This window comes from Sphingobium sp. MP9-4, assembly GCF_005281675.1.
Classification (GTDB): domain Bacteria; phylum Pseudomonadota; class Alphaproteobacteria; order Sphingomonadales; family Sphingomonadaceae; genus Sphingobium; species Sphingobium yanoikuyae.
Genome location: NZ_LUFI01000002.1, coordinates 63,022 through 84,747, shown reverse-complemented (window position 1 = coordinate 84,747; position 21,726 = coordinate 63,022). Strand labels below are relative to the sequence as shown.

The following is a 21,726-nucleotide window of genomic DNA, read 5'->3' as shown; positions in this document are numbered from 1 at the left end:
CGCATGACTTGAAGACGGCGGGACGGAACGCAACAGCGTCCGCCCGCCGCACGTCCCTTGTCGCGTCCGCGCGGCGCGGCAAGGGCACGCTATTTTCGGGAGCCTGTTTCGTGATCCGTGCCCGCCGCCTGACGCTGCTTGCGTCGCTGATGCTGTCCGGCATCGCCACCGCCCCGGCCATGGCCGAACTGCCCCGCCTGTTGCCGGTGCCCGCGCAGATGCGGGAAGGGCAGGGCGTTTTTCTCATCAGCTCGACCACGCCGATCCGGGTGCCTGTCGGCGATGCCGCTGCCCGCAACGCGGCCGAGCGGTTCGCCGATCTGGTCGCGCGCAGCCGGGGCTTTCGTCCCCGGATCGAGACGGGCGCTGACGCCAACAATGCGATAGTGTTCCGCCGCGCCAAGACCGGTGCAGCGGAATCCTACACCCTCGACGTGACCGGCAAGGGTGCCACGATCGCCGCCGGCGACGATGCGGGGCTGCTCTATGGCGCGGTGACGCTGTGGCAGGCGATGACGCAGGATCAGGCTGCTGGCCCGGTATCGGTCGCGGCGATGCACATTGCCGACGCGCCGCGCTTCCAGTGGCGCGGGCTGATGCTCGACAGCGCCCGCCATTTCCAGTCGCCCGCCTATGTGCGCCAGTTGATCGACTGGATGGCGGTCAACAAGCTCAACCGGCTACACTGGCATCTGGTCGATGATCAGGGCTGGCGTATCGAGATTCCCAAATATCCGCGCCTCACGGAAGTTTCCGCCTGGCGCGTGCCCGCTGGCGCACCCGGCGCGCCGCCGCTGCCCAAGGTCGGTGGCTTCTACACCCAGGCCGAAATTCGCGATATCGTCGCCTACGCCGCCGCGCGCGGCGTCATGATCGTGCCGGAGATCGAGATGCCGGGCCATGCGCTGGCGGCGATCCGCGCCTATCCTAAGCTCGGCATGGGCGTGCCGATCCCGCCGGGCACGGAGTCCGACTGGGGCGTCTTCCCCTGGCTCTATAATGCCGATGACGCGACCTTTGGCTTTCTGGAGGACGTGCTGACCGATGTGATGGCGCTGTTCCCGTCGCCCTATATCCATATCGGCGGCGACGAGGCGGTGAAGGACCAGTGGAAATCCTCGCCGGCGATGCAGGCGAAGATGAAGGCGCTGGGCATCAGCAGCGAGGATGCGATGCAGGGCTGGTTCATGCACCGCATCGACGATTTCCTGACCAAGCATGGTCGCAAGCCGATCGGTTGGGACGAGATATTGGAAGGCGGCGCCTCGCCCCATGCCACCATCACCTCCTGGCGCGGGATCGAGGGGGCGGTGACCGCCGCCAAGTCCGGCCATGACGCGATATTGAGCCCGGCGCCGATCCTCTATTTCGACAATCGCCAGGGCTTTGGGCCGCTGGAGTCGCCGGGGCGCGGCCATCTGTCCGACCTGCACAGCGTCTATGACTTCAATCCCGAACCCGAAGGGCTGAGCGCCGCCGAGCAGCAGCATATATTGGGGCTGCAGGGCAATCTCTTCACCGAGCATGTCCGCACCGAGGAACGCGCCCAGTGGCAGCAATTCCCGCGCGGCAGCGCCGTCGCCGAAATCGGCTGGTCGCCGGTCGCGAGCCATGATTTTGCCAGCTTCATGGACCGGCTGGTGCCGCAGATGACGCGGATGGGAACGCTGGGCCTGAAGCCCGCGATCAGCGCGCTGACGGTGACGGCGAAGACGGATTATGCGTCAGGCGACAAGGCGGCGCGGGTGACGCTGGAAAGCCAGTCGGGCTTTCCGATCCATTATACGCTGGACGGCAGCGCGGTGACGCCACGCGCGCCGGTCTACAAGGACGGTCTCAGCCTGCCGGTCGGCACCCGGTTGCGGGCCGGCACCGTCTGGCGCGGCGGGATGATGCCGGGCGCGATCGACATCGGTCTCGACGCGTCCTTCCTGCGCCGCCGCACCGACGAGCAACTGGCAAGCTGCGCCAACAAGGTCGTGCTCTCGCTGGAGGATGATGCCCCGGCGCAGGGCGAGCGGGCGCATTTCCTGATCGATATCCTGCAGCCTTGCTGGCTCTATGTCGACGCCCCGGTTGGCGGCGCGTCCAGGATCGCGATCGAGGTCGGCCAGCTTCCGTTCAATTTCCAGATCGGCAAGGATCGCGACGCCATCCATTTCCGCCCCCCGGCGACCCCGGCGGGCGAGATGGAAGTGCGGGCCGGCAATTGCGAGGGCGAGCGCATCGCCGTGCTGCCGCTGGCGCCGGCGGTCGGGAACCCGGAAGTGACCCGGCTGGTCGGGCCGATCGCGCCGCGCAGCGGCAAGGCAAATTTGTGCATCACCTATACGGCGAAGGATGTTGAGCCCCTATGGGCGATCAAGCAGGTGGAACTGATCCCATGAGCGGGATGATGGCCAGCGTGACCTTGCGCGCGCCCCTGGCGGGCTGGCTGGCGCCGATCGAAAGCGTGCCCGATCCGGTTTTTGCCGAGGGGATGATGGGTGAGGGCTTTGCCATCGACCCGATCGCAGGCGAAGTCCGCGCGCCGGCCGACGCGACCGTGCTGACGGTGGCGCCGACCGGCCATTCGGTCTCGCTGCGCCTGGCCAATGGCGCGGAACTGCTGATCCATGTCGGGCTGGAGACGGTGACGCTGGGCGGCAAGGGCTTTACGCCGAAAGTGAAGCCGGGCGATGCCGTTGCGACCGGAGACCTGCTGATCGGTTTCGATCTCGACGCCGTGGCGCAAGGGGCCAAGGCGCTGATCACGCCGGTGGTGCTGGCGGGCGAGGGCTATGCCCTGTCGCTGGAGCCGCTCGACCGGCGGGTCGGCTGGCAGGATGGCGTTGCGCGGATCACGGCGCTGGCGCCTGCAGCGGTCAAAGGTGACAGCGAAGGTGACAGCCATCAACGGGTCGTGTGCGTCGACGCCCCCCATGGCATCCACGCCCGTCCGGCCGCGCGGATCGCGGCGCTGCTCCGCACCTTCGTCGCGCCGGTGGCGATCGTGCGGGACGGCAAGAGCGTCAATGCGCGCAGCACCGTTGGGCTGCTTGGCCTTGGCGTGCGTAGCGGCGATGAGATCATCATCCGGGGCGAAGGCAGCGATGCCCGCGCGGCGGTCGAGGCGCTGGTGGCGCTGATCGAAGCGGGGCTGGGTGAGGAGGCGAAGGTCGATCATCCCGCGCCCGCGCCGGTCGTGCCGCAGCACGGCCCGGTGACGGCTGCGCCGGGGCTCGCAATCGGACAGGTGGTGCAGCTGCGCGTCGCCGATGTCGACGTGCCGCGCGACGGGCAGGGCGGCGCGGCCGAACATGCCGCGCTCGCGCGGGCGATGGCGACAGTCGATGCCGAATTGTCGGCGGGCCATGGCCTGGCGGCCGAGATTGCGGCGGCGCATCGCGCGCTGCTGGCCGACCCGGAACTGGCCGAGGCGGCCGGGCACCAGATCGATGCCGGGCGCAGCGCCGCCTTCGCCTGGCGCCATGCGACCGCCCAGGCGGCCGAGGCGATCCGTGCGACCGGCGATCCGCTGCTGATGGAACGTGTCGCCGACCTGATCGATATCGAGCGACAGCTGATCGCCGCCCTGCTTGGCAGCGAGGCAAGCGCGGTGCCGCCGCTGCCCCCTCAAAGCATATTGATCGCTGAGGATCTGCTCCCCTCGCAGTTCCTGGCGCTCGATAGGGACCGTCTGGCCGGAATCTGCACGGCGGCCGGCGGTCCCACTTCCCATGTCGCGATCCTCGCGGCGTCGGCCGGCATCCCGATGCTGGTCGCCGCCGGCCGGGATGTGCTGGCCATCGCCGAGGGGCGGACGGTCATCCTGGACGCGGACGGGGCGCGGATCGATGCCGATCCGGGCGTGAACACATTGTCGGAGGTCAGCGCGCGGATCGCCGCCGCGCGCGAGCAGCGCAGCCGCGACCGGGCGCAGGCTCATGCCGATTGTCGCATGGCCGACGGCACCCGGATCGAGATTTTCGCCAATCTGGGATCGCAGGCCGATGCCGCCGCCGCCGTGGCGGCCGGGGCCGAGGGGTGCGGCCTGCTGCGCACCGAATTCCTGTTTCTGGAGCGGGCGGAGGCGCCGGACGAGGCCGAACAACGAGAAATATATTCCGGTATCGCAACGACATTGGGCGATCGGCCGCTGATCGTGCGGACGCTCGACATTGGCGGCGACAAGCCGGTGCCCTATCTGCCGATGGCGGCCGAGGAAAATCCGGCGCTGGGCTTGCGCGGCGTGCGCCTCAGCCTCGCCCGGCCGGACTTGATGCAGGTACAGTTGCGCGCGATCCTGCGCGCCGTGCCGGCGGACCAGTGCCGCATCATGCTGCCGATGATTGTGGACCTGTCCGACTATCGCGCGGTCAGGGCGATGCTGGACGCGGAAAAGGCGGCGCTGGGTATCGACGCGCCGGTGCCGCTGGGCGTGATGATCGAGACGCCGGCGGCGGCGATGCTGGCGGACATGCTGGCGGCCGAGGCCGATTTCCTGTCGATCGGTACCAATGACCTGACCCAATATACGCTGGCCGTCGATCGCGGCAACGCGGCGGTGTCGCACCGGATCGATGCGCTGCATCCCGCGGTACTGCGCCTGATCCGCGAAGTCGGGCACGGCGCGCAGCGTCATGGCCGCTGGGCCGGCGTCTGTGGCGGCCTTGCCTCCGACCCGCTCGCCGCACCGATCCTGATCGGCCTTGGCATCACCGAATTGTCGGCCACGCCCGCCGCCATTGCCCGGTTGAAGGCGGTGGTGCGCACGCTCGACATGGCCCGTTGCATCGACCTGGCGGAGCGCGCCTGCGCCGCCGAAAGCCCCGCTGCCGTGCGCGAAATGGCCCAAGGAGTCCTGCCATGAGCTTCCGTCCCGCCAACCTGCTGGCCCGGCTACAGCCCCTTGGCCGGGCGCTGATGCTGCCGATTGCGGTGTTGCCGATCGCCGCGCTGCTGCTGCGCCTTGGCCAGCCCGACATGCTCGCCATTCCCTTCGTCGCGGCAGCGGGCGACGCGATCTTCTCCAATCTCGGCCTGCTTTTCGCCGCCGGTGTCGCCGTGGGCCTCGCCCGCGAAAATCATGGCGCGGCGAGCCTCGCCGGGGTGATCGCCTATCTGGTGACGACCGAGGGCGCGAAGGTATTGCTGGTCCTGCCGCCCGACGTGGCGGAGGCGGCGCAGGCCGCCTGGCGCGCCAAGGAAATCGCCAAGGTCTCCGTGCCGGCCGGCATCCTGTCGGGCATCGTCGCGGGCCTGCTCTACAACCGCTTTTCCGACATCAAGCTGCCCGACTATCTGGCCTTCTTCGCCGGGCGCCGGTTCGTGCCGATCGTCGCGGGGCTGGCCGGCCTGTTCGGCGCGCTGATGTTCGGCCTTGGCTTCCCCTGGATCGAGGCGGGGATCGATCGCCTGAGCCAATGGGTGGTGGCGGCCGGACCGCTCGGCCTGTTCGTCTATGGCCTGCTCAACCGGTTGCTGCTGATTACCGGGCTGCACCACATCATCAACAATGTCGCCTGGTTCCTGCTTGGTGACTTCCATGGCGCGACCGGCGATATCAAGCGCTTCTTCGCGGGCGATCCGACCGCTGGTGGTTTCATGTCGGGCTTCTTCCCGGTGATGATGTTCGGCCTGCCGGCCGCCTGCCTCGCCATGTATCGCACCGCTTTGCCGGATCGGCGCAAGCGCGTCGGTGGCCTGCTGCTCAGCCTTGCGCTCACCTCCTTCCTCACCGGCGTGACCGAACCGATCGAGTTCAGCTTCATCTTCCTGGCGCCGATCCTCTATGTCGTCCATGCGGTGCTGACCGGCCTGTCGATGGTGGTCATGGACGCGCTGGGCGTGAAGCTGGGCTTCGGCTTTTCCGCTGGCCTGTTCGACTATCTGATGAATTATGGTCTGGCGACCAAGCCGCTGATGCTGATCCCGGTCGGGCTTGTCTATTTCGCTGTCTATTATGCCACCTTCAGCTGGTGCATCCGCCGCTTCAACCTGAAGACGCCGGGACGCGAGGATGAAGCTGCCGCTGCGGTGGACATGCCGAACGTGGCCGGTGCGCGCGGGCCGGCGATGGTCGCGGCGCTGGGCGGGAAGTCCAATGTACGATCGGTCGATGCCTGTACCACCCGGCTGCGTCTGGTGCTGGGCGACAGTGCAATCGCGGACGAGGCCCGTTTGCGGGCGCTGGGCGCGCGCGGCGTCGTCCGCCTGCGCGACGGCGGTTTCCAGGTGGTGCTGGGGCCGATCGCCGATCAGGTCGCAGCGGAGATCCGCAGCGCGCTGGCCGGGCATGATCCGGCGCCGATCGCGGGCACGTCCGATCTGGTCGCTCTGCTCAAGGGCGCCGGCGTGCGCGCGGTCGAGCCGCGCGGCACGCGCCTTCTGGTGCGCGTCGATCGGCCCGCTGCCGTGGACGCGGCGGCGTTGCGGGGCGCCGGGGTCAAGGCCTGGGTGCTGCCGGCATCGGCCGATGGCTGGCTGCACCTGATCCTGGGCGATCAGGTGCAGCCACTGGCGGAAGCGTTGCGGGCCGCCTAGCCGAGCGCAATCCGGCGCGTGATGCCGATCGCGTCGAGAAAGCGCGCGTCATGGCTGACGACCAGCAGGGCGCCATCATAGCCGCGCAGCCCAGCCTCCACCGCCTCGATCGCTTCGAGGTCGAGATGGTTGGTCGGCTCGTCGAGGATCAGCAGTGGCGGCGGCGCGCTGCCCAGCACACAGGCCAGGCCCGCGCGCAGCATCTGCCCGCCGCTGAGGCTAACGACCCGTTGCAGCGCGGCGTCGCCGCGAAAACGGAAATGGGCGAGCAGGGCGCGACGGCCATTTTCGTCGAGTTCGGGATGCAGGCGCGCGAGATTGTCCGCGATCGATAGGGCAGGATCGAGCAGCGCGGCGGTTTGGTCCAGTACGGCGTGGCGCACCGGGCGGTCGATCCGTCCGGCGAGCGGCGGCAATGTGCCGGCCATGGTCGCAAGCAGGCTGGTCTTGCCCGATCCATTGGGGCCGGTGATGGCGATCCGTTCCGGCCCTTCGACCAGCAGGTCGACATGCGCCAGCAAGGGCGTGGCGGGATCATGGCCGACGCTGACATCGGTGAGGCGCAGGACGATCCGATCCGGCGCCAGGCCAGTCGAGGGCAGGGCGATGCGGATCGGCTCCAATATCTCGACCCGGCTGCGTGCGGCTTGCGCCTGATCCTCCGCCTCGGCGCGCAGCCGCTCCGCGACATGGCGGCCAGCGGCGGAAGAGGCTTCCGCCTGGTTCTTGCGCGCGCCGATCAGGATGCGGGGCATGTCGCCGCGCGCGCCCTTGCGGGCGCCGGCGGCGTCGCGTCGCTGCTGGCGCTCGGTCGCGAGCTGGGCCTTGCGCGCGGCCTGCTTGACCTGTCGTTCCGCGATGTCGAGATCATGGGCGGCGGCGGTGAGTTCGACCGCCTTGCGCGCGCGATAATGGGACCAGTTGCCGCCATAGCGCTGGGCGCCGAGGCCGGTGAGTTCGACGATCGCGTCGACGCGCTCCAGCAACTCGCGATCATGGCTGACGAGGATCAGGCCGGCGCGCCAGCCATCGACCAGTTCGGCGACGGCCGCGCGCCCGGCCCGGTCGAGATTGTTGGTCGGTTCGTCCAGCAACAGGAAATCGGGGGCTTCCAGGATCGCGCCGGCGAGCGCGGCGCGGGTGCGCTGGCCGCCCGACAAAGTGCAAAGCCGGGTATCCGGCCCGGCAGCGAGCCCGACCCGCTCCAGCGCGGCGTCGATCCGGCTTTCGAGCGTCCAGTCGGCATCGGCCAGTTGCTCGGCGGTGGCATCGCCACTTTCGGCGAGGCGCAGCAGGGCGATGGCATCGGCCACGCCCCACAGATCGGCGATCCGTTCATCCGCGCCGAACTGCACGGCCTGGCGCAGGCGGGCGAGCCGGCCCTGCACGGCGATGCTGCCGCTGCTGGGGGTGAGATCGCCGGCGATCAGGCGCAGCAAGGTCGTCTTGCCGACGCCGTTGCGGCCGACAAGGGCGGTGCGCTCGCTCTGGAAACGAAGGTCTAGACCGGAAAGGACGGACTGGCCGTCAGGCGTGGTCCAGCCGAGATTGGAACAGGATATGGCGGGCATGAGCATGAATTTCCCTGGCAGCGTTGCGGATCGGCATTGCGGTCAGGTTGAAATCCACGGCACGGTCTCTTTTCTGGTGAATTGATGCATCAATTTAGCTGCGATCGCCGCCCTGTTCAAGCGCCGGGCCGCACAGGACAAACATCGGCATCGCGATAAACGACGAAAAATCGCGCTTTTCTGCGGCTTGGCGGGATGTTTTCGCCTGTCGGTGCGCATGCTGTCGCCGGCCGTGGACTTGTGCCGTCGGGCGCTGCTCCGCCATGGCAGGGCGGAACAAAGATTTCCTCGGAGGGGAACCATGAGCATAGCCGTCTTCGACTGTTCGGATATCGACCAATATCTCGGCAAGCCGATGCAGCCTGCGCGGATGCGCGAGCCGATCCACAATAATGACATCCGCCGCTGGGCGCAGGCGATGCATTATCCCAATCTGCTCCATTATGATGCCGATTATGCCGCCGAGGGGCGCTGGGGCCGGCTGGTCGCGCCGCAGAGCTTTGCCGTGACGATGGATGACGGCCATGGCGCCGGGCCGGCCTGCGTGGGTGCCATCCCCAATTCGCATCTGCTGTTCGGCGGCGATGAATGGTGGTTCTATGGCCCGCGTATCCAGGGCGGCGACCTGGTCCATAATGAGCGCATCCCGTTCGACTATACGGTCAAGGATACCAAGTTCGCCGGGCCGACCTGTTTCCAGCGTGGCGACAATAATTATTACAACCAGAATGGCGAACTGATTGCCAAGCAGCGCTCCACCTCGATCCGCTATCTGGCCGAGGCGGGGCGCGAGAAGACGACCGATGTGGTCGAGGGCACCGAAGATCCGGTGTGGAGCGACGAGGAACTGGCGCAGATCCAGGATCGCAAGTTCGACTGGGTGCAGATGCTGCACGAACTGGGCCATGGCAAACGTTATTGGGACGATATCCAGATCGGCGCCGCGCTGCCTGAACGTGTCATCGGCCCGCACAGCATCGCCAGTTTCACCACCGAATGGCGCGCCTATCTGTTCACCATCTGGGGCGGCACGCACCGGCGCACCGATCTCGACATGGAGGCGCTCGGCTTCGTCAAGGAAATGGCGGGGCATGAAAATGACCCGGTGATGGAGCGGATCAATCCGGAACTGACCGACGGCGCCTATTTCGGGCCGTCGCGCGGCCATCTCTTCCCGCGCTGGGCCCGCTTCATCGGCATGCCGCGGGCCTATGGCTATGGTGCATCGATGGGCGCATGGATCGTCGATTATCTGGCCGGCTGGGCCGGCGAATGGGGCATGGTGACCCATTCGGTCGCTTCCTATCGCGGGCCGGCCTTCACCGGCGACATCACGATCATGACCGGCACGGTGGTCGACAAGTTCGTCGACGATGACGGTCGCGACGTGGTGCAGATCGACTGCCGCATGGTCAATCAGCTGGGCACGACCCTGGCGACCGCCAAGGCGGAAGTTGCATTGCCGCGCAAATAAGCGCGGCAATGGCCGCGGCGCGTTTTTGCGGCTCGCGGTGCCAAGATGTTGAAGCAAAAAGGGGATTTTCCTGCGTGCGACGAACGGTGCGTCGCACGCAGCGCCCGCAATGCCGCAACTTCTTCGAATTTCTAAAGATTTTGTTAACCATTTTACTCTAGGTTTTCCTTGGATATCAGGGAGAACAGGGCCATGCGCTCCGACGCAGAAAGCCTTCTGGCCCGGCTGGGGCGCCGGGATTTTCGCTATCGCGAGTTCGCGGACAGTTTCGCGGACATGGAGTTGTGGCCGATCTTCGAGGCCCTGCTGACCGACCCGCGCGTGGTCGGACGTCCCCTGTCCAAACTGGAAGCGCGCGAGGCCGAAGCCGTGCTGGCGATCCGCCGCGCCGAGCCCGAGCAACATGTGCCCGCACCCCGCGCCAATGTGACCAGCATGTTCGACGCCTATCAGGACGCGCCACCATCCGCTGCGCCGCGCGGCAATCTGCGCGATTTCCTGGGCCATCTGTCGAACGATCCCGACAAGCGAGATTATTGATGCCGCTGATCCTCTGTCATTCGCCCAAGGGCGGCGTCGGCACCAGCTTCATCGCGGCGCAACTGGCGATCCATCTGGCGCAGCGCGGGCATGATGTCAGCGCGCTCGACTTCACCTATCAGGATTCTCTCAAGCTCTATTTCGGCCTGACCCCGGCCCAGGGCCTGCCGGAACTGAACGACGGCAGCGCGGACCAGATCGCGGTGTCGGGCGTCGCGCTCTTTTCCGCCTATGGCCTGCGCCGTGACGCGACCTTCCAGGATCTGCTGGGCAAGCCGGATCATTCGCCGTTCGCCGGCAAGAAGATCTTCATTGCCGATGTGGCGGCGGGTGACCGCGAGACCAAGGACATGTTGTTGCCGCATGCCGCCCTGCATGTCTGCCCCCTGCATCCGCGTCCCGGATCGCTCGCGGCCCTGCCCAAGGTCGAGCCGGGCACGGCGACGATCGATCTCGCCAAGACCGGGTTCGTGCTCAACCATCTGGACGATACCCATCGCCTGTCGCGCCACACGCATATCTTCCTGCGCGAACTGTTCGGCAGCAAGCTGCTCGGCACGATCCGCCGTGACGAGGCGGTGAACGAGGCAAGCGCGATGTTCGAGCCGCTGGCCCGCTTCGCGCCGGCCAGCGTGGCGCTCAACGATCTGCGCAGGCTGGTCACGACCGTGGAACAGGCGGCTGGCCTGGTTGAGGCGGCCGAGGAGGCTACTTCGTGAAGGCCCGGCAGGCGATCCTGAGCAACGGGTTGCTGGTGCTGGCCGGGCTGTTCGCCCTGCTGGCGATCACCGTGCCGCTCGATCTGGAAGCGCAGTGGATCTTTGCCGGCATCACCATCGTGGGCGCGACCATATTGGGGCGGATGCGCAGCCGTCGTGCCCTGCTGGTGCTCGCGATCCTGTCGATGATCGTATCGACCCGCTACATGTTCTGGCGCACCACCGAAACGCTGGAGTTTGGCACCCTGGCAGAATTCCTGTTGGGGTCTGGCCTGTATCTGGCCGAAGTCTATGCCTGGCTGATCCTGGTGCTGGGCTTCCTCCAGACCGGCTGGCCGCTCGACCGTGAAGTCGTGGAGATCGAGGGTGAGCCCGATCAATGGCCCAGCGTCGACGTCTATGTCCCGACCTATAATGAAAGCCTGGAGATCGTTCGCAACACCGTGTTCGCGGCGATGGACATGGATTATCCCGCCGATCGTTTCCGCGTCTTCATCCTGGATGACGGTCGCCGGCCCGAATTTCAGGCGTTCGCGCGCCAGGCCGGCTGCGGCTATCTGACCCGCGGCGACAATCTTCATGCCAAGGCCGGCAACCTCAATGCCGCGATGAAGAAGACCAATGGCGAACTGATCGCCATCTTCGACTGCGACCATGTGCCGACCCGCGCCTTCCTGCAGATGACCGTCGGCTGGTTCCAGCAGGATCCCAAGCTGGCGCTGATGCAGACGCCGCACCATTTCTATTCGCCCGATCCGGCCCAGCGCAACCTGGGCACGGTGCGCGACCTGCCGGGTGAGGGCGACCTGTTCTATGGTGCGGTCCAGTCTGGCAACGATCTTTGGAACGCGACCTTCTTCTGCGGTTCCTGCGCAGTCATCCGCCGCGATGCGCTGGCCCAGACCAACGGCTTTGCCGGTGAGACGGTGACCGAGGACGCCCATACCGCGTTGAAATTGCAGCGCATGGGCTGGAATACCGCCTATATCGGCGCGCGCCTGTCCGCTGGCCTCGCGACCGAACGGCTGGTGCTGCATATCGGCCAGCGCATCCGCTGGGCGCGCGGCATGACCCAGATCCTGCGGATCGACAATCCGCTGTTCGGGCGCGGCCTCAATTGGCAGCAGCGGCTTTGCTACCTGAATGCGATGCTGCATTTCCAGTTTCCGCTGCCGCGCATCGTCTTCCTGACCAGCCCGCTTGCCTATCTGATCTTCGGCCAGAACATCATCCATGCCTCGGCATCGCTGATCTTCGCCTATGCGCTGCCGCATCTGGTCTGTTCGATGACATCGTCGGCGAATACGCAGGGCGGGGATCGCCGACCGTTCTGGGGTGAAATCTACGAGACGATTCTGGCCTTTCACCTGGCGCGCCCGACGGTCATGACCTTCTTCCAGCCGCGCAAGGGCAAGTTCAACGTGACGGACAAGGGCAGCCTGCTCGACCGGACCTATTTCGACCTGTCGACGGTGCGCCCGCACCTGATCTGCATCGGCCTCATCATCTTCGGCATCGGGCTGGCGATCGTGAAGCGGGTCTTCTTCCCGCATCTGTTCAACATCCAGACCGATACGCTGGTGCTGAACGTCGTCTGGGCCGTGTTCAGTCTGATCATCCTGATCGCCGCCGTTTCGGTCGCGCGCGAGACGCGGCAGGCGCGCGAATATATCCGCATCGTCACCGAATTGCCGGTCACTCTCTACATGGCCGATGGCTATGTGATCGACGCGACGACGATCGACATTTCGATGGGGGGCGCGGCGATCGCCGTGCCGCCCGACTTCCCGCTGCGCGACCGGCGCGTCGCCTATATGTCGCTGCCGATGGGCGACGAGAAGCTGACGATCCCGGTCGAAATGGTCCGGTTCGATCGGGGCGAGGTCAATCTGCGCTTCCAGGAACTGGACATGATCTCTTCGCGCCACCTTGTCCGCGCGGTGATGGGCCGTGCCGATGCATGGCAGCCCGCTGCCCCCCGCAAGCCGGTTTCGGCCCTGCACTCTCTCTGGGATATCATCGTGGTCGACTATATGACCCTCAAGCGCCTGTTCCGCCTCAACCGCACGGAGCGCCGCAAGCAGAAGAAGGCCGTTCGCCTGGCCGCCGCGGCGAAAGCCGCCAAGCAGGCTGCGGCCGCATTGCTGGGCCTGGCCGCGATCGGGACGCTGCTGCTCGCAGGCAGCGGTCACGCCTTCGCGCAGGCGGCACAGGCACCTGCCGCGACGCTGGCACCCGCCACCGCGGCGGGCGTGCAGAAGCAGCGGCTCAGCTTCCGCGACCTGCAGGTCAAGATGCCGATCCGCCTGGCCGGGACGCGCGGCGAAATCGGCATTCCCTTCGGCATGCGCCGCAACGAGGTGGTGACCGATAGCAGCCTGACGCTGAACTTCGCTTGGTCGCCGGCCATGCTCGGCGATCTCAGCCAACTGGTCGTGTTGCTGAACGGCGAGGTGGTCCGCACCATTCGCCTTACCCCGGCGGAATCCGGTGGTCAGAACATCACCATTCCGGTCAATCCGGCGCTGTTCCTGCCGGGCGACAACCAGCTGAACCTGCGCCTGGTCGGCCATTATGCGCGCGATTGCGAGGATCCGTTCCACAGTTCGCTCTGGGCCAATATCAGCAATGTCCGGTCCTGGTTCGACCTCAGCGTCCAGACGCTGCCGATGGCGCCGGATCTGGGCCGTCTGCCCGGTCCCTTCTTTGATCGGCACGACAATCTGCCGCTGCGCCTGCCCTTCGTCTTCGCCGGCACGCCGCGCGCTGGCGAGCTGGAGGCGGCCGCCAGCCTGGCTTCCTGGTTGGGTGCGCAAGCCAGCTATCGCGGCTTTTCGTTCAAGCCGGTCTACAACCAGATCCCGACCGGAAACGCGATCCTGTTCGCGACGCCGGACCGGCCGATCGCCGGCCTCAACCTGTCGATCACCGGGCCGAGCGCCACCGTCATCCGCAATCCTCGCGACACGTTCGGCGAATTGCTGGTGGTGATGGGCCGCAACGCCAGCGAATTGAAGCTGGCCGCTGCGGCGATCGCCAGCGGTCGCGGCGTGCTGAGCGGCGCGCGGATGAACTTTGATGGCGTCCGCATCCCGACCTTTGCGCGCTATGCCGCGCCGCGCTGGCTGCGCACCGACCGCCCGGTCCAGCTGGGCGAGATCATGGATGCCAATGCGCTGCAGGGCATGGGCCTGCCGCCTGGCCCGCTGTCGGCGCGCTTCCGGGTCGCGCCCGATCTCTTCTTCTGGCCGCGCCAGGGCGGTCGCCTCGACCTGCGCTATCGCTATCCGGCGGCCAAATGGCTTGATCGTCGCGCCTCGCGTCTCGATGTCTCGATCAACAACCAGTATCTCCGCACGCTGCCGCTCGCCGGGGCTGGCTGGTGGGACAGCCTGTTCGGGGCGCAGGGCGCATCGTCCAACGATTCCAGCGCCTCGATCGTGTTGCCGCGCTACAATCTGTTCGGCCAGAACGAGCTGATTTTCGACTATAATCTGATCATTGCCGACAAGAAAAAGTGCGAAGGGACGCTGCCCGACAATGTCCGGGTCAGCGTGCGTCCGAGCAGCAGCATCGACCTCAGCCGCGCCTATCATGCGCTGCACATGCCCGATCTCGCGACCTTTGCCGGCGCCGGCTATCCCTTCACCATCCGTCCCGACCTGTCGGAAACCACGGTGCTGATGGGCGGCCAGCCTTCCGCCGGGGCGGTCGAGGCCTTCCTGGTGCTGATGGGCCGCATGGGCGATTCCACCGGCGCGCCAGTGACCGGGGTCGTCGTCGCCAACGCTGTCGATGGCGAGCGGCTGCAGGGGCGTGACATCATCGTTATCGGCGGCAGCAGCGTCGCGGGTTCCGACCAGCTCTTTGCCGGCGCGCCGGTCCGCTATGAAAATGGCCGGCTGCAGGTGACGGAGATGAGCCCGATCCAGCGCATCTTCGCCTTCTTCTCGCCGTTCGATCGATCGGGTGATGGCGAAGCGGACGCGTTTGTCACCTCGTCCAGCGGCTTTGCCGGCATTGTCGGCTTCGAATCCCCGTTCGAGGGTGGTCGCAGCGTCGTGGCCCTGCTGGCGGACGATCCGCGCGCCTTGCCCGATCTGGTCGGCGGCATGGCCGATGCCAAGATCAACGCCCAGATCCAGGGCGACCTGGCCGTCACCAGCGGCGACGGGATGAGCAGCTTTGCGGTCGGACCCGGCTATTGGGTCGGTTACCTGCCCTTCTGGATGAAGGCGGCCTTCTGGCTGAGCCAGCGGCCGTTGCTGATGGCCGCCTGCGGCCTGCTCGCGGCGCTCATCCTCGCCGGACCGCTTTATCTCTATCTCAGCCGGCAGCAGCGCCGCCGCCTGAGCAAGGAGGATGAGGCATGAGCCGCACCCTCCGCCTGCCTGTCACCTGCGCCGCCCTGGCGCTGGCCTGCATGGCGCCGATGCCCACGCTGGCCGAAGTGCCGGGCGTCGCGCCGCTGATCCAGCAGGGCCGCTACTGGCAGTCCAAGGGGCGACAGGATCTGGCAAACCAGGCCTATCGCCGGGCACTGGCGCTCGATCCCAATAATGCCGAAGCGCGCAAGGGACTGGCCGGCCCGCCGCCCAAGGCACAGCCGGCACCGAAACCCACGCCCGCGCCAGCGCCGGCACGGCGCGCCGAAGCGACGCCACGCCCGACGCCCACGCCGACAGCGGCTCCCTCGGCGGCAAATCGGACGCAAGCAGCGCGCCCGAGCGGCAATGTAGGCGGTGGCGCGTCGCGCGCGAGCGGTTTCAAGGCGCTCGACGCCAATGATCTGGATGGCGCCGAGCGGGCGTTCGAGCGCGCCGTGGCCGCCAATCGCAATGATGCCGACGCGCTGGGCGGTCTTGGCCTGGTGCGCTTGCGCCAGGGGCGCTTCGGCGAAGCGCGTGACCTGCTCGATCAGGCATCGCAGCGCGGTTCAGCGGCGCAATGGGCGCAGGCGCTGGCCTCCGCCCGCTTCTTTGGCGGGCTTGCGGATGCGCGTGCGGCGCTGGCGCAGGGCCGGCTTGGCGAAGCGCAGGCCGATGCCGAGGCGCTGGTCCGTTCCGGCTATCCGCAGCGTGGCCCGGCGCTCGAATTGCTGGCCGATATCTATGAGCGGCAGGGGCGCTATGCCGATGCGGCAGACCTTTACCGGCAGGCAAATGAAGGGGCCAAGCAGTCCGATGGTCGGCTGGCGAGCCGGGCGGCGCGCGATCGCGCCCGTGCCGCGGCCGCGCGCGGCGATGATGTCACCGCCGAACAGGAATTTCATTCCGGCCTGTTGCTGGACCAGCAGGATCCGTGGATCCGTTATGAGTTTGCCCGTTATCTGATCCAGCGCCAGCGCCTGCCCGAGGCGGAATCGCTGATCAACTCGCTGGGATCGTCGAGTGATCCCGACTGGCTTTATGCCGCTGCGCTGCTCAACGCCGATCGCGGCCGGGCGTCGGCCGCCGATACGCTGATGGCGCGGATTCCCGAAATGCAGCGTACGGAACAGATGCGCAATTTCGCTGTCGGCCTGAAGGTGGACGGCGCGATCGAGCGGGCCAAGGCGATGGCCGCGCAGGGGCGGCAGGCCGATGCGCTGATGGCACTGCGCCAACTGGCCGCGACCCCCGGCATCGACCCGACCAAGCAGGCTGCTGTGGCCGATGCGATGTTCGAACTGGGTGACCGGGAAGGAGCGGCGCAACTGGCGCAGCAGGCGCTGACCGCCGGGACCATCACCGACCCGGCCGGCTATGAACCGATCGTGCGCGTGCTGGCCAAGACCGGGCGCGATGCCTTTGCCACCAGCGCCGTGCAGCGCGCCGCGCAACTGGCGGGCAATACGCCCGACGGCCAGCGTGTCGTCGCGCGGATGAACGGCATCATGGCGGCGTCGCAGGCCGATCGGCTGCGGCTCGCAGGCCAGAACGCGCAGGCCTTCGACCTGCTGCAGGGCGCGTGGAACGCTGCGCCGGGCAATCAGGAAGTGCTGGCCGCGCTGGCACGGCTTTATCAGTCGGGTGGTATGCCGGCTCAGGCGGCGCAGACCTACCAACTGGTCCTGGCCCAGTCGCCCAATGACAAGGGCGCGCTGATGGGCCTGATCGAGACGGCGGGCGCAGCGGGCGACAAGGATCTGGCACGCGCCACGATCGAGCGCGCCTTGCAGCAATCGCCCAATGATTATCAGATCTACATGGCGGCGGCGCGGATGGAGCAGGCGCGGGGCGACGAGGGCGCCGCGCTGCGCTACCTGAAGCGCGCGAAGGAAGTCTATGCCGCGCAGAGCGGCGCAGGCAATGTCACTGCCAGCAATCCCTTTGCCGCGACGATGCAGGGCAACAACCCGTTCCGCAACCAGTCGGCTGCGGCCGCCCCGGCGGCGGTCAATCCGTTCGCGCTGGGATCGGGCGCGCGGCTGGCCGGACAAGCGCCGTCACCGGCAGGCATGGCGTTCGCGCCGATGCCGCAGGCTGGCGAAGCCGGCGGATTCCCGCCGGCGGTCGTGGCCCAGTCTGCGCCGATGCCGGGCGGTTATCCGGCGGTTGGCGTGCCGGCGTCCGCGCCGGGCGGATCGATGATGACAAGCGGCGATCCGGTGATGGACCGTATCCAGACCGAGATCCGCACCCTGACCCGCGACAGTGGCCCGCGCGCCGAACTGCGCACCGGCTATCGCGAGCGATCGGGTGAAGCGGGCCTGAGCGAACTCAAGGAACTGACCGGATCGGCCGAAGTCTCCACCAGCCTTGGCAACGGCCGGATCAAGGCGAGGGCGGAAGCCGTGGTGCTGGATGCCGGCCGCCCCAGCCGGTCGGGGCTTGCCCGCTTCGGTCGCAATGCGACGCCCGAAGCGCAGGGGATCGTCGATCAGGAAGAATCCGCACTGGTGGACGCCGATACCCAGCATGCGTCCGGCGTGGCGCTGTCGGCTGCTTATGAGACGCCGCTGCTGAAGCTGGAGGCTGGCGTCACGCCACTCGGTTTCGAGGATAGCGACGTCACCTGGCATGCAGCGATCAGCCCGCGCTTCTCGCCCTATGCGACGGCCCGCGCCTGGTTCGAGCGCAAGCCGGTGACCGACAGCGTCCTGTCCTATGCTGGCACACGCGATCCCGTGACCGGGGCGATGTGGGGCCAGGTGATGCGGACCGGTGGCGGCGCATCCTTCTCCTATGATCAGGATGGGGCGGGGGTCTATGGCGACCTGTCCTATTATAAATATGCCGGGCATGATGTCCGCAAGAACCATGGCTTCCAGGCGAACGTCGGTGGCTATCTGCCCTTCTATCGCGGCGACCGTTCGTCGATCACCGGCGGCGTCAATGTGAACTATCAGGATTTCGACAATAATCAGAACTACTTCACCTACGGCTTTGGCGGCTATTTCAGCCCGCAGAGCTTCTTCAGCATCAGCCTGCCGGTGCGTTATGCCTATGCGTCGGACCTGCTGGAGGTGAAGGCGGGCGTGGCGCCTGGCTATCAGAGCTACAGCCAGGATCAGGTCAATGTCTATCCGACCGATCCGGCGGCACAGGCGGTGCTGGATGGCCTCAAGGCCCAGAACAGCGATGTGCGCTCCTATTATGACAGCCTGAGCAAGACCGGCTTTGCCCTTTCGGCGGACGGCTCGATCTATTATCGTGTCAGTCCCAGCACGCGGGTCGGCGGTGAGATGAGCATCAACACCTTCGGCAGCTATGACGAGTTCAAGTCGCTGATTGGGATCAAACAGTCTCTGGGAGGCAATTGATGATCCGGGAAGCCGTGGAATATCAGCCCGCCGAAACCGATCAGTGGACGATGGACGGGCTGTCGCTGCTGACCGCGATGATTGGCAGCGAGGTGTTCGGCACCGCGACCCGTGGCCAGGCCGACGCCTTTTTTGGCGCAGTCGGTCGGCGCATCGCGTCGCTGCTTCAGGTCGCCGACATTTCGGACGGGGATGCGCTGATGGCGCGGATCAACCGGCTGTGGCGGACGTTGGGCTGGGGTGAGGCGCAATTGCGGATGACGGACGATGCAATCATGATCCAGCATGTCGGTTTGCCCGAAACGCTTCAGGGCGATGTCGATGGCCGCTGGGCGGACATGGCGCCGCCGCTGCTGCGTGGCGCCTATGATGCCTGGTTCCGGGCGCTGGGCGGCGGCGCGGACCTGCATACATCCGTGCTGCAATGGCGCGACGGCATCATGGAAATACGCCATGGGCGTTGACCGGCGTGCGTTGCTGGTGGGGATGGGACTGGTTTTCACGGCAGCCTGCGCCAAGGCGCGCCAGCCGCGGGGCAGCAGCGTGAGCAATGGCGACTGGGCCCGGTTCAAGGCGGCGTTTCTCGACCCGTCCGGCCGCATCATCGACAATGGCAATGGCGGTGTCAGCCATAGCGAGGGGCAGGGTTATGGCCTGGGCCTGGCATTGTGGAACGATGACCGGGAAGCATTCGACGCCATCCTGCGCTGGACCGATAGCAATCTGGTCCGGCCCGACATGGCGCTTTACGCCTGGCGTTATGATCCCCGGCAGCCCAATCCGGTGGCCGACACCAATAATGCGACCGATGGCGACCTGTTCATCGCCTGGGCACTGGCGGAGGCGGCCAAAAGCTGGGGCGAGGGGCGTTATGCCACCCGCTCGGCCGAGATCCGCGCCGCCATCCGCCAGCATCTGGTGCTGGAACGCCATGGGCGCACATTGCTGCTGCCCGGCCTGCAGGGCTTCGTCACGCCGGAGGCGGTGACGCTCAACCCTTCCTATTTCGTCTGGCCCGCGCTCGACGCCTTCCGTCGCCTGGATGGCGAGGCGGCCTGGGGGCGGATCATCAGCGACAGCGAAGCGCTGATGGCGGCGGCGCAATTCGGTCCGCTCAAGCTGCCGACCGATTGGGTGGATGTGACGGGGCATGACATGGTCGTGCCGGCCGTGGGCAAGCCCGCCCGTTTCGGCTTCGACGCGATCCGCGTGCCGCTCTACGCCCAGGCCGGGCGCCGGGCGGCGCTGCTGAAGCCGATCCGCGACTATTGGCAGGGCTATGTGACCCGGCAACAGCCGATCCCGGCCTGGGTCGATGTCCAGTCCGGGGAAGTCGCGCCCTATGCCCTGTCGGCGGGTGGCATGGCGATTGCCGGCAAGATCATGGGCCTGCCGCAACCGGCAGGCCTGTCGACCGATTATTATGCCGCCTCCTTGCAGATGCTGGCCGGCAAGCTCGCCTGATCGGGGCTGAGCCGGCGGCTCAGCCCAATATCCCCGGCAGATCCAGCCCCTTTTCACGGGCACAGTCGCGCGCGATTTCGTAGCCCGCATCGGCATGGCGCATCACGCCGGTTGCCGGGTCGTTCCACAGCACCCGCTCCAGCCGCGCGGCCGCTTCCGCCGTGCCATCGGCGACGATCACCATGCCGCTATGCTGGCTGTAACCCATGCCGACGCCGCCGCCATGGTGGAGCGATACCCAGGTCGCGCCCGATGCGGTGTTGAGCAGCGCGTTGAGCAGCGGCCAGTCGCTGACCGCGTCCGATCCGTCCATCATCGCTTCGGTCTCGCGATTGGGGGAGGCGACCGAACCGCTGTCGAGATGGTCGCGGCCGATGACGACCGGGGCCTTGAGTTCGCCCTTCGCCACCATCTCGTTGAAGGCGAGACCGAGGCGATGGCGATCGCCAAGCCCGACCCAGCAGATGCGGGCGGGCAGACCCTGGAAGTGGATCTTCTCCCGCGCCATGTCGAGCCAGTTATGGAGATGGGCGTTGTCGGGCAGCAGTTCCTTCACCTTGGCGTCGGTCTTGTAGATATCCTCCGGATCGCCCGACAGCGCCGCCCAGCGGAACGGGCCGATGCCGCGGCAGAAAAGCGGACGGATATAGGCGGGCACGAAGCCGGGGAAGTCGAAGGCATTGTCCACGCCCTCATCCTTCGCCATCTGGCGGATATTATTGCCATAGTCGGTGGTGGGGACGCCGGCCGCCTGGAAATCCAGCATGGCGCGGACATGGACCGCCATGCTGGCCTTGGCCGCCTTGGCCACCGCTTCGGGCTCGCGCTCGCGCCGCTCGATCCATTCGGCGACGGTCCAGCCGGCGGGCAGATAGCCGTTGACCGGATCATGGGCGCTGGTCTGGTCGGTTAGCAGGTCGGGGCGAATGCCGCGCGCGAACATGTCGGGCAGGATTTCGGCCGCGTTACCGAGCAGGCCGACCGAGACGGGTTTCTTGTCGGCGCAGCTCTTCTCGATGATCGCCATGGCTTCCTCGATCGTCGCGGCGGCGACATCCAGATAGCCGGTGCGCAGGCGCATCTCGATGCGGCTGGGCTGGCATTCGATCGCCAGACAGGACGCGCCGGCCATGACGGCGGCGAGCGGCTGGGCGCCACCCATGCCGCCCAGGCCCGCTGTCAGCAGCCATTTGCCGCTGAGGCTGCCGCCATGATGCTGGCGCCCCATCTCGACGAACGTCTCATAGGTGCCCTGCACGATGCCCTGGGTGCCGATATAGATCCAGCTACCCGCGGTCATCTGGCCGTACATGGCGAGGCCCCGCTTATCGAGTTCGTTGAAATGCTCCCAATTGGCCCAGTGCGGCACCAGATTGGAGTTGGCGATCAGTACGCGCGGTGCATCGCGATGGGTGCGGAACACGCCGACAGGCTTGCCCGACTGGACCAGCAAGGTCTGGTCGTCGTCCAAGCGCTTCAGCGTCTCGACGATCCGGTCATAGCTTTCCCAGTCGCGCGCGGCACGGCCGATGCCGCCATAGACGACCAGTTCCTCGGGCCGCTCCGCGACATCGGGATGGAGATTGTTCATCAGCATACGCAGCGGCGCTTCGGTCAGCCAGCTCTTCGCGCTGAGATCGGTGCCGGTGGCGGGCTTGATGATGCGGCTATTGTCGATGCGGGTCATGA

Annotated in this window: 12 protein-coding genes; 10 read left to right on the top strand and 2 right to left on the bottom strand. The window is 66.9% G+C overall.

Annotated features, from left to right (window positions below):
• The first annotated feature begins 110 nt into the window (after positions 1–110).
• From A0U87_RS01320 to nagE, 3 genes are read left to right on the top strand one after another with little or no spacing between them, the layout of a single operon-like run.
• Positions 111–2,387, top strand: coding sequence for a family 20 glycosylhydrolase (locus tag A0U87_RS01320; protein WP_048936545.1), 2,277 nt, complete (start codon positions 111–113; stop codon positions 2,385–2,387).
• On the top strand, positions 2,384–4,852 hold the full coding sequence (gene ptsP, locus A0U87_RS01315) for a phosphoenolpyruvate--protein phosphotransferase (protein WP_048936544.1): 2,469 nt from the start codon (positions 2,384–2,386) through the stop codon (positions 4,850–4,852). Before A0U87_RS01320 ends, ptsP begins: the two co-directional genes overlap by 4 nt.
• The gene (nagE, locus tag A0U87_RS01310) at positions 4,849–6,525 is read left to right on the top strand and encodes an N-acetylglucosamine-specific PTS transporter subunit IIBC (RefSeq protein WP_048936543.1); all 1,677 of its coding nucleotides are present in this window, start codon (positions 4,849–4,851) and stop codon (positions 6,523–6,525) included. The genes ptsP and nagE overlap by 4 nt, the downstream gene beginning before the upstream one ends.
• Here the strand turns inward: nagE and A0U87_RS01305 are convergent.
• Positions 6,522–8,102 carry an ABC-F family ATP-binding cassette domain-containing protein gene (locus A0U87_RS01305; RefSeq protein WP_048936542.1) on the bottom strand — a complete coding sequence of 527 codons (1,581 nt, stop codon included), beginning with the start codon at positions 8,100–8,102 and terminating at the stop codon, positions 6,522–6,524. The genes nagE and A0U87_RS01305 overlap by 4 nt on opposite strands.
• A gap of 295 nt (positions 8,103–8,397) precedes the next feature.
• On the opposite strand from A0U87_RS01305, the gene A0U87_RS01300 reads away from it, so the two are divergent.
• The 7 genes from A0U87_RS01300 to A0U87_RS01270 all read left to right on the top strand — a co-directional run bounded on the left by A0U87_RS01300 (position 8,398) and on the right by A0U87_RS01270 (position 20,037).
• A complete protein-coding gene (locus tag A0U87_RS01300) occupies positions 8,398–9,570 on the top strand; it encodes a MaoC family dehydratase N-terminal domain-containing protein (RefSeq protein ID WP_037521545.1) in 1,173 nt (390 codons plus the stop codon).
• 192 nt (positions 9,571–9,762) lie between these two features.
• On the top strand, positions 9,763–10,110 hold the full coding sequence (locus tag A0U87_RS01295) for a hypothetical protein (protein ID WP_048936541.1): 348 nt from the start codon (positions 9,763–9,765) through the stop codon (positions 10,108–10,110).
• On the top strand, positions 10,110–10,829 hold the full coding sequence (locus tag A0U87_RS01290) for a cellulose synthase operon protein YhjQ/BcsQ (RefSeq protein WP_004212465.1): 720 nt from the start codon (positions 10,110–10,112) through the stop codon (positions 10,827–10,829). The genes A0U87_RS01295 and A0U87_RS01290 overlap by 1 nt, the downstream gene beginning before the upstream one ends.
• Entirely contained in the window at positions 10,826–15,202 is a 4,377-nt protein-coding gene (gene bcsA, locus A0U87_RS01285; protein ID WP_122928034.1) for a UDP-forming cellulose synthase catalytic subunit, read from the top strand. The genes A0U87_RS01290 and bcsA overlap by 4 nt, the downstream gene beginning before the upstream one ends.
• Positions 15,199–18,573, top strand: a complete 3,375-nt coding sequence (locus tag A0U87_RS01280) for a cellulose biosynthesis protein BcsC (protein ID WP_053094323.1) — start codon at positions 15,199–15,201, stop codon at positions 18,571–18,573. Before bcsA ends, A0U87_RS01280 begins: the two co-directional genes overlap by 4 nt.
• Positions 18,573–19,037 (top strand): hypothetical protein, encoded by a 465-nt coding sequence (locus tag A0U87_RS01275; RefSeq protein ID WP_010339109.1) that lies wholly within the window; start codon positions 18,573–18,575, stop codon positions 19,035–19,037. Before A0U87_RS01280 ends, A0U87_RS01275 begins: the two co-directional genes overlap by 1 nt.
• Entirely contained in the window at positions 19,027–20,037 is a 1,011-nt protein-coding gene (locus A0U87_RS01270) for a glycosyl hydrolase family 8 (RefSeq protein WP_048936539.1), read from the top strand. Before A0U87_RS01275 ends, A0U87_RS01270 begins: the two co-directional genes overlap by 11 nt.
• A gap of 19 nt (positions 20,038–20,056) precedes the next feature.
• On the opposite strand, the gene hutU is transcribed toward A0U87_RS01270, so the two are convergent.
• Entirely contained in the window at positions 20,057–21,724 is a 1,668-nt protein-coding gene (gene hutU, locus A0U87_RS01265) for a urocanate hydratase (RefSeq protein ID WP_048936538.1), read from the bottom strand.
• Positions 21,725–21,726: the final 2 nt, after the last annotated feature.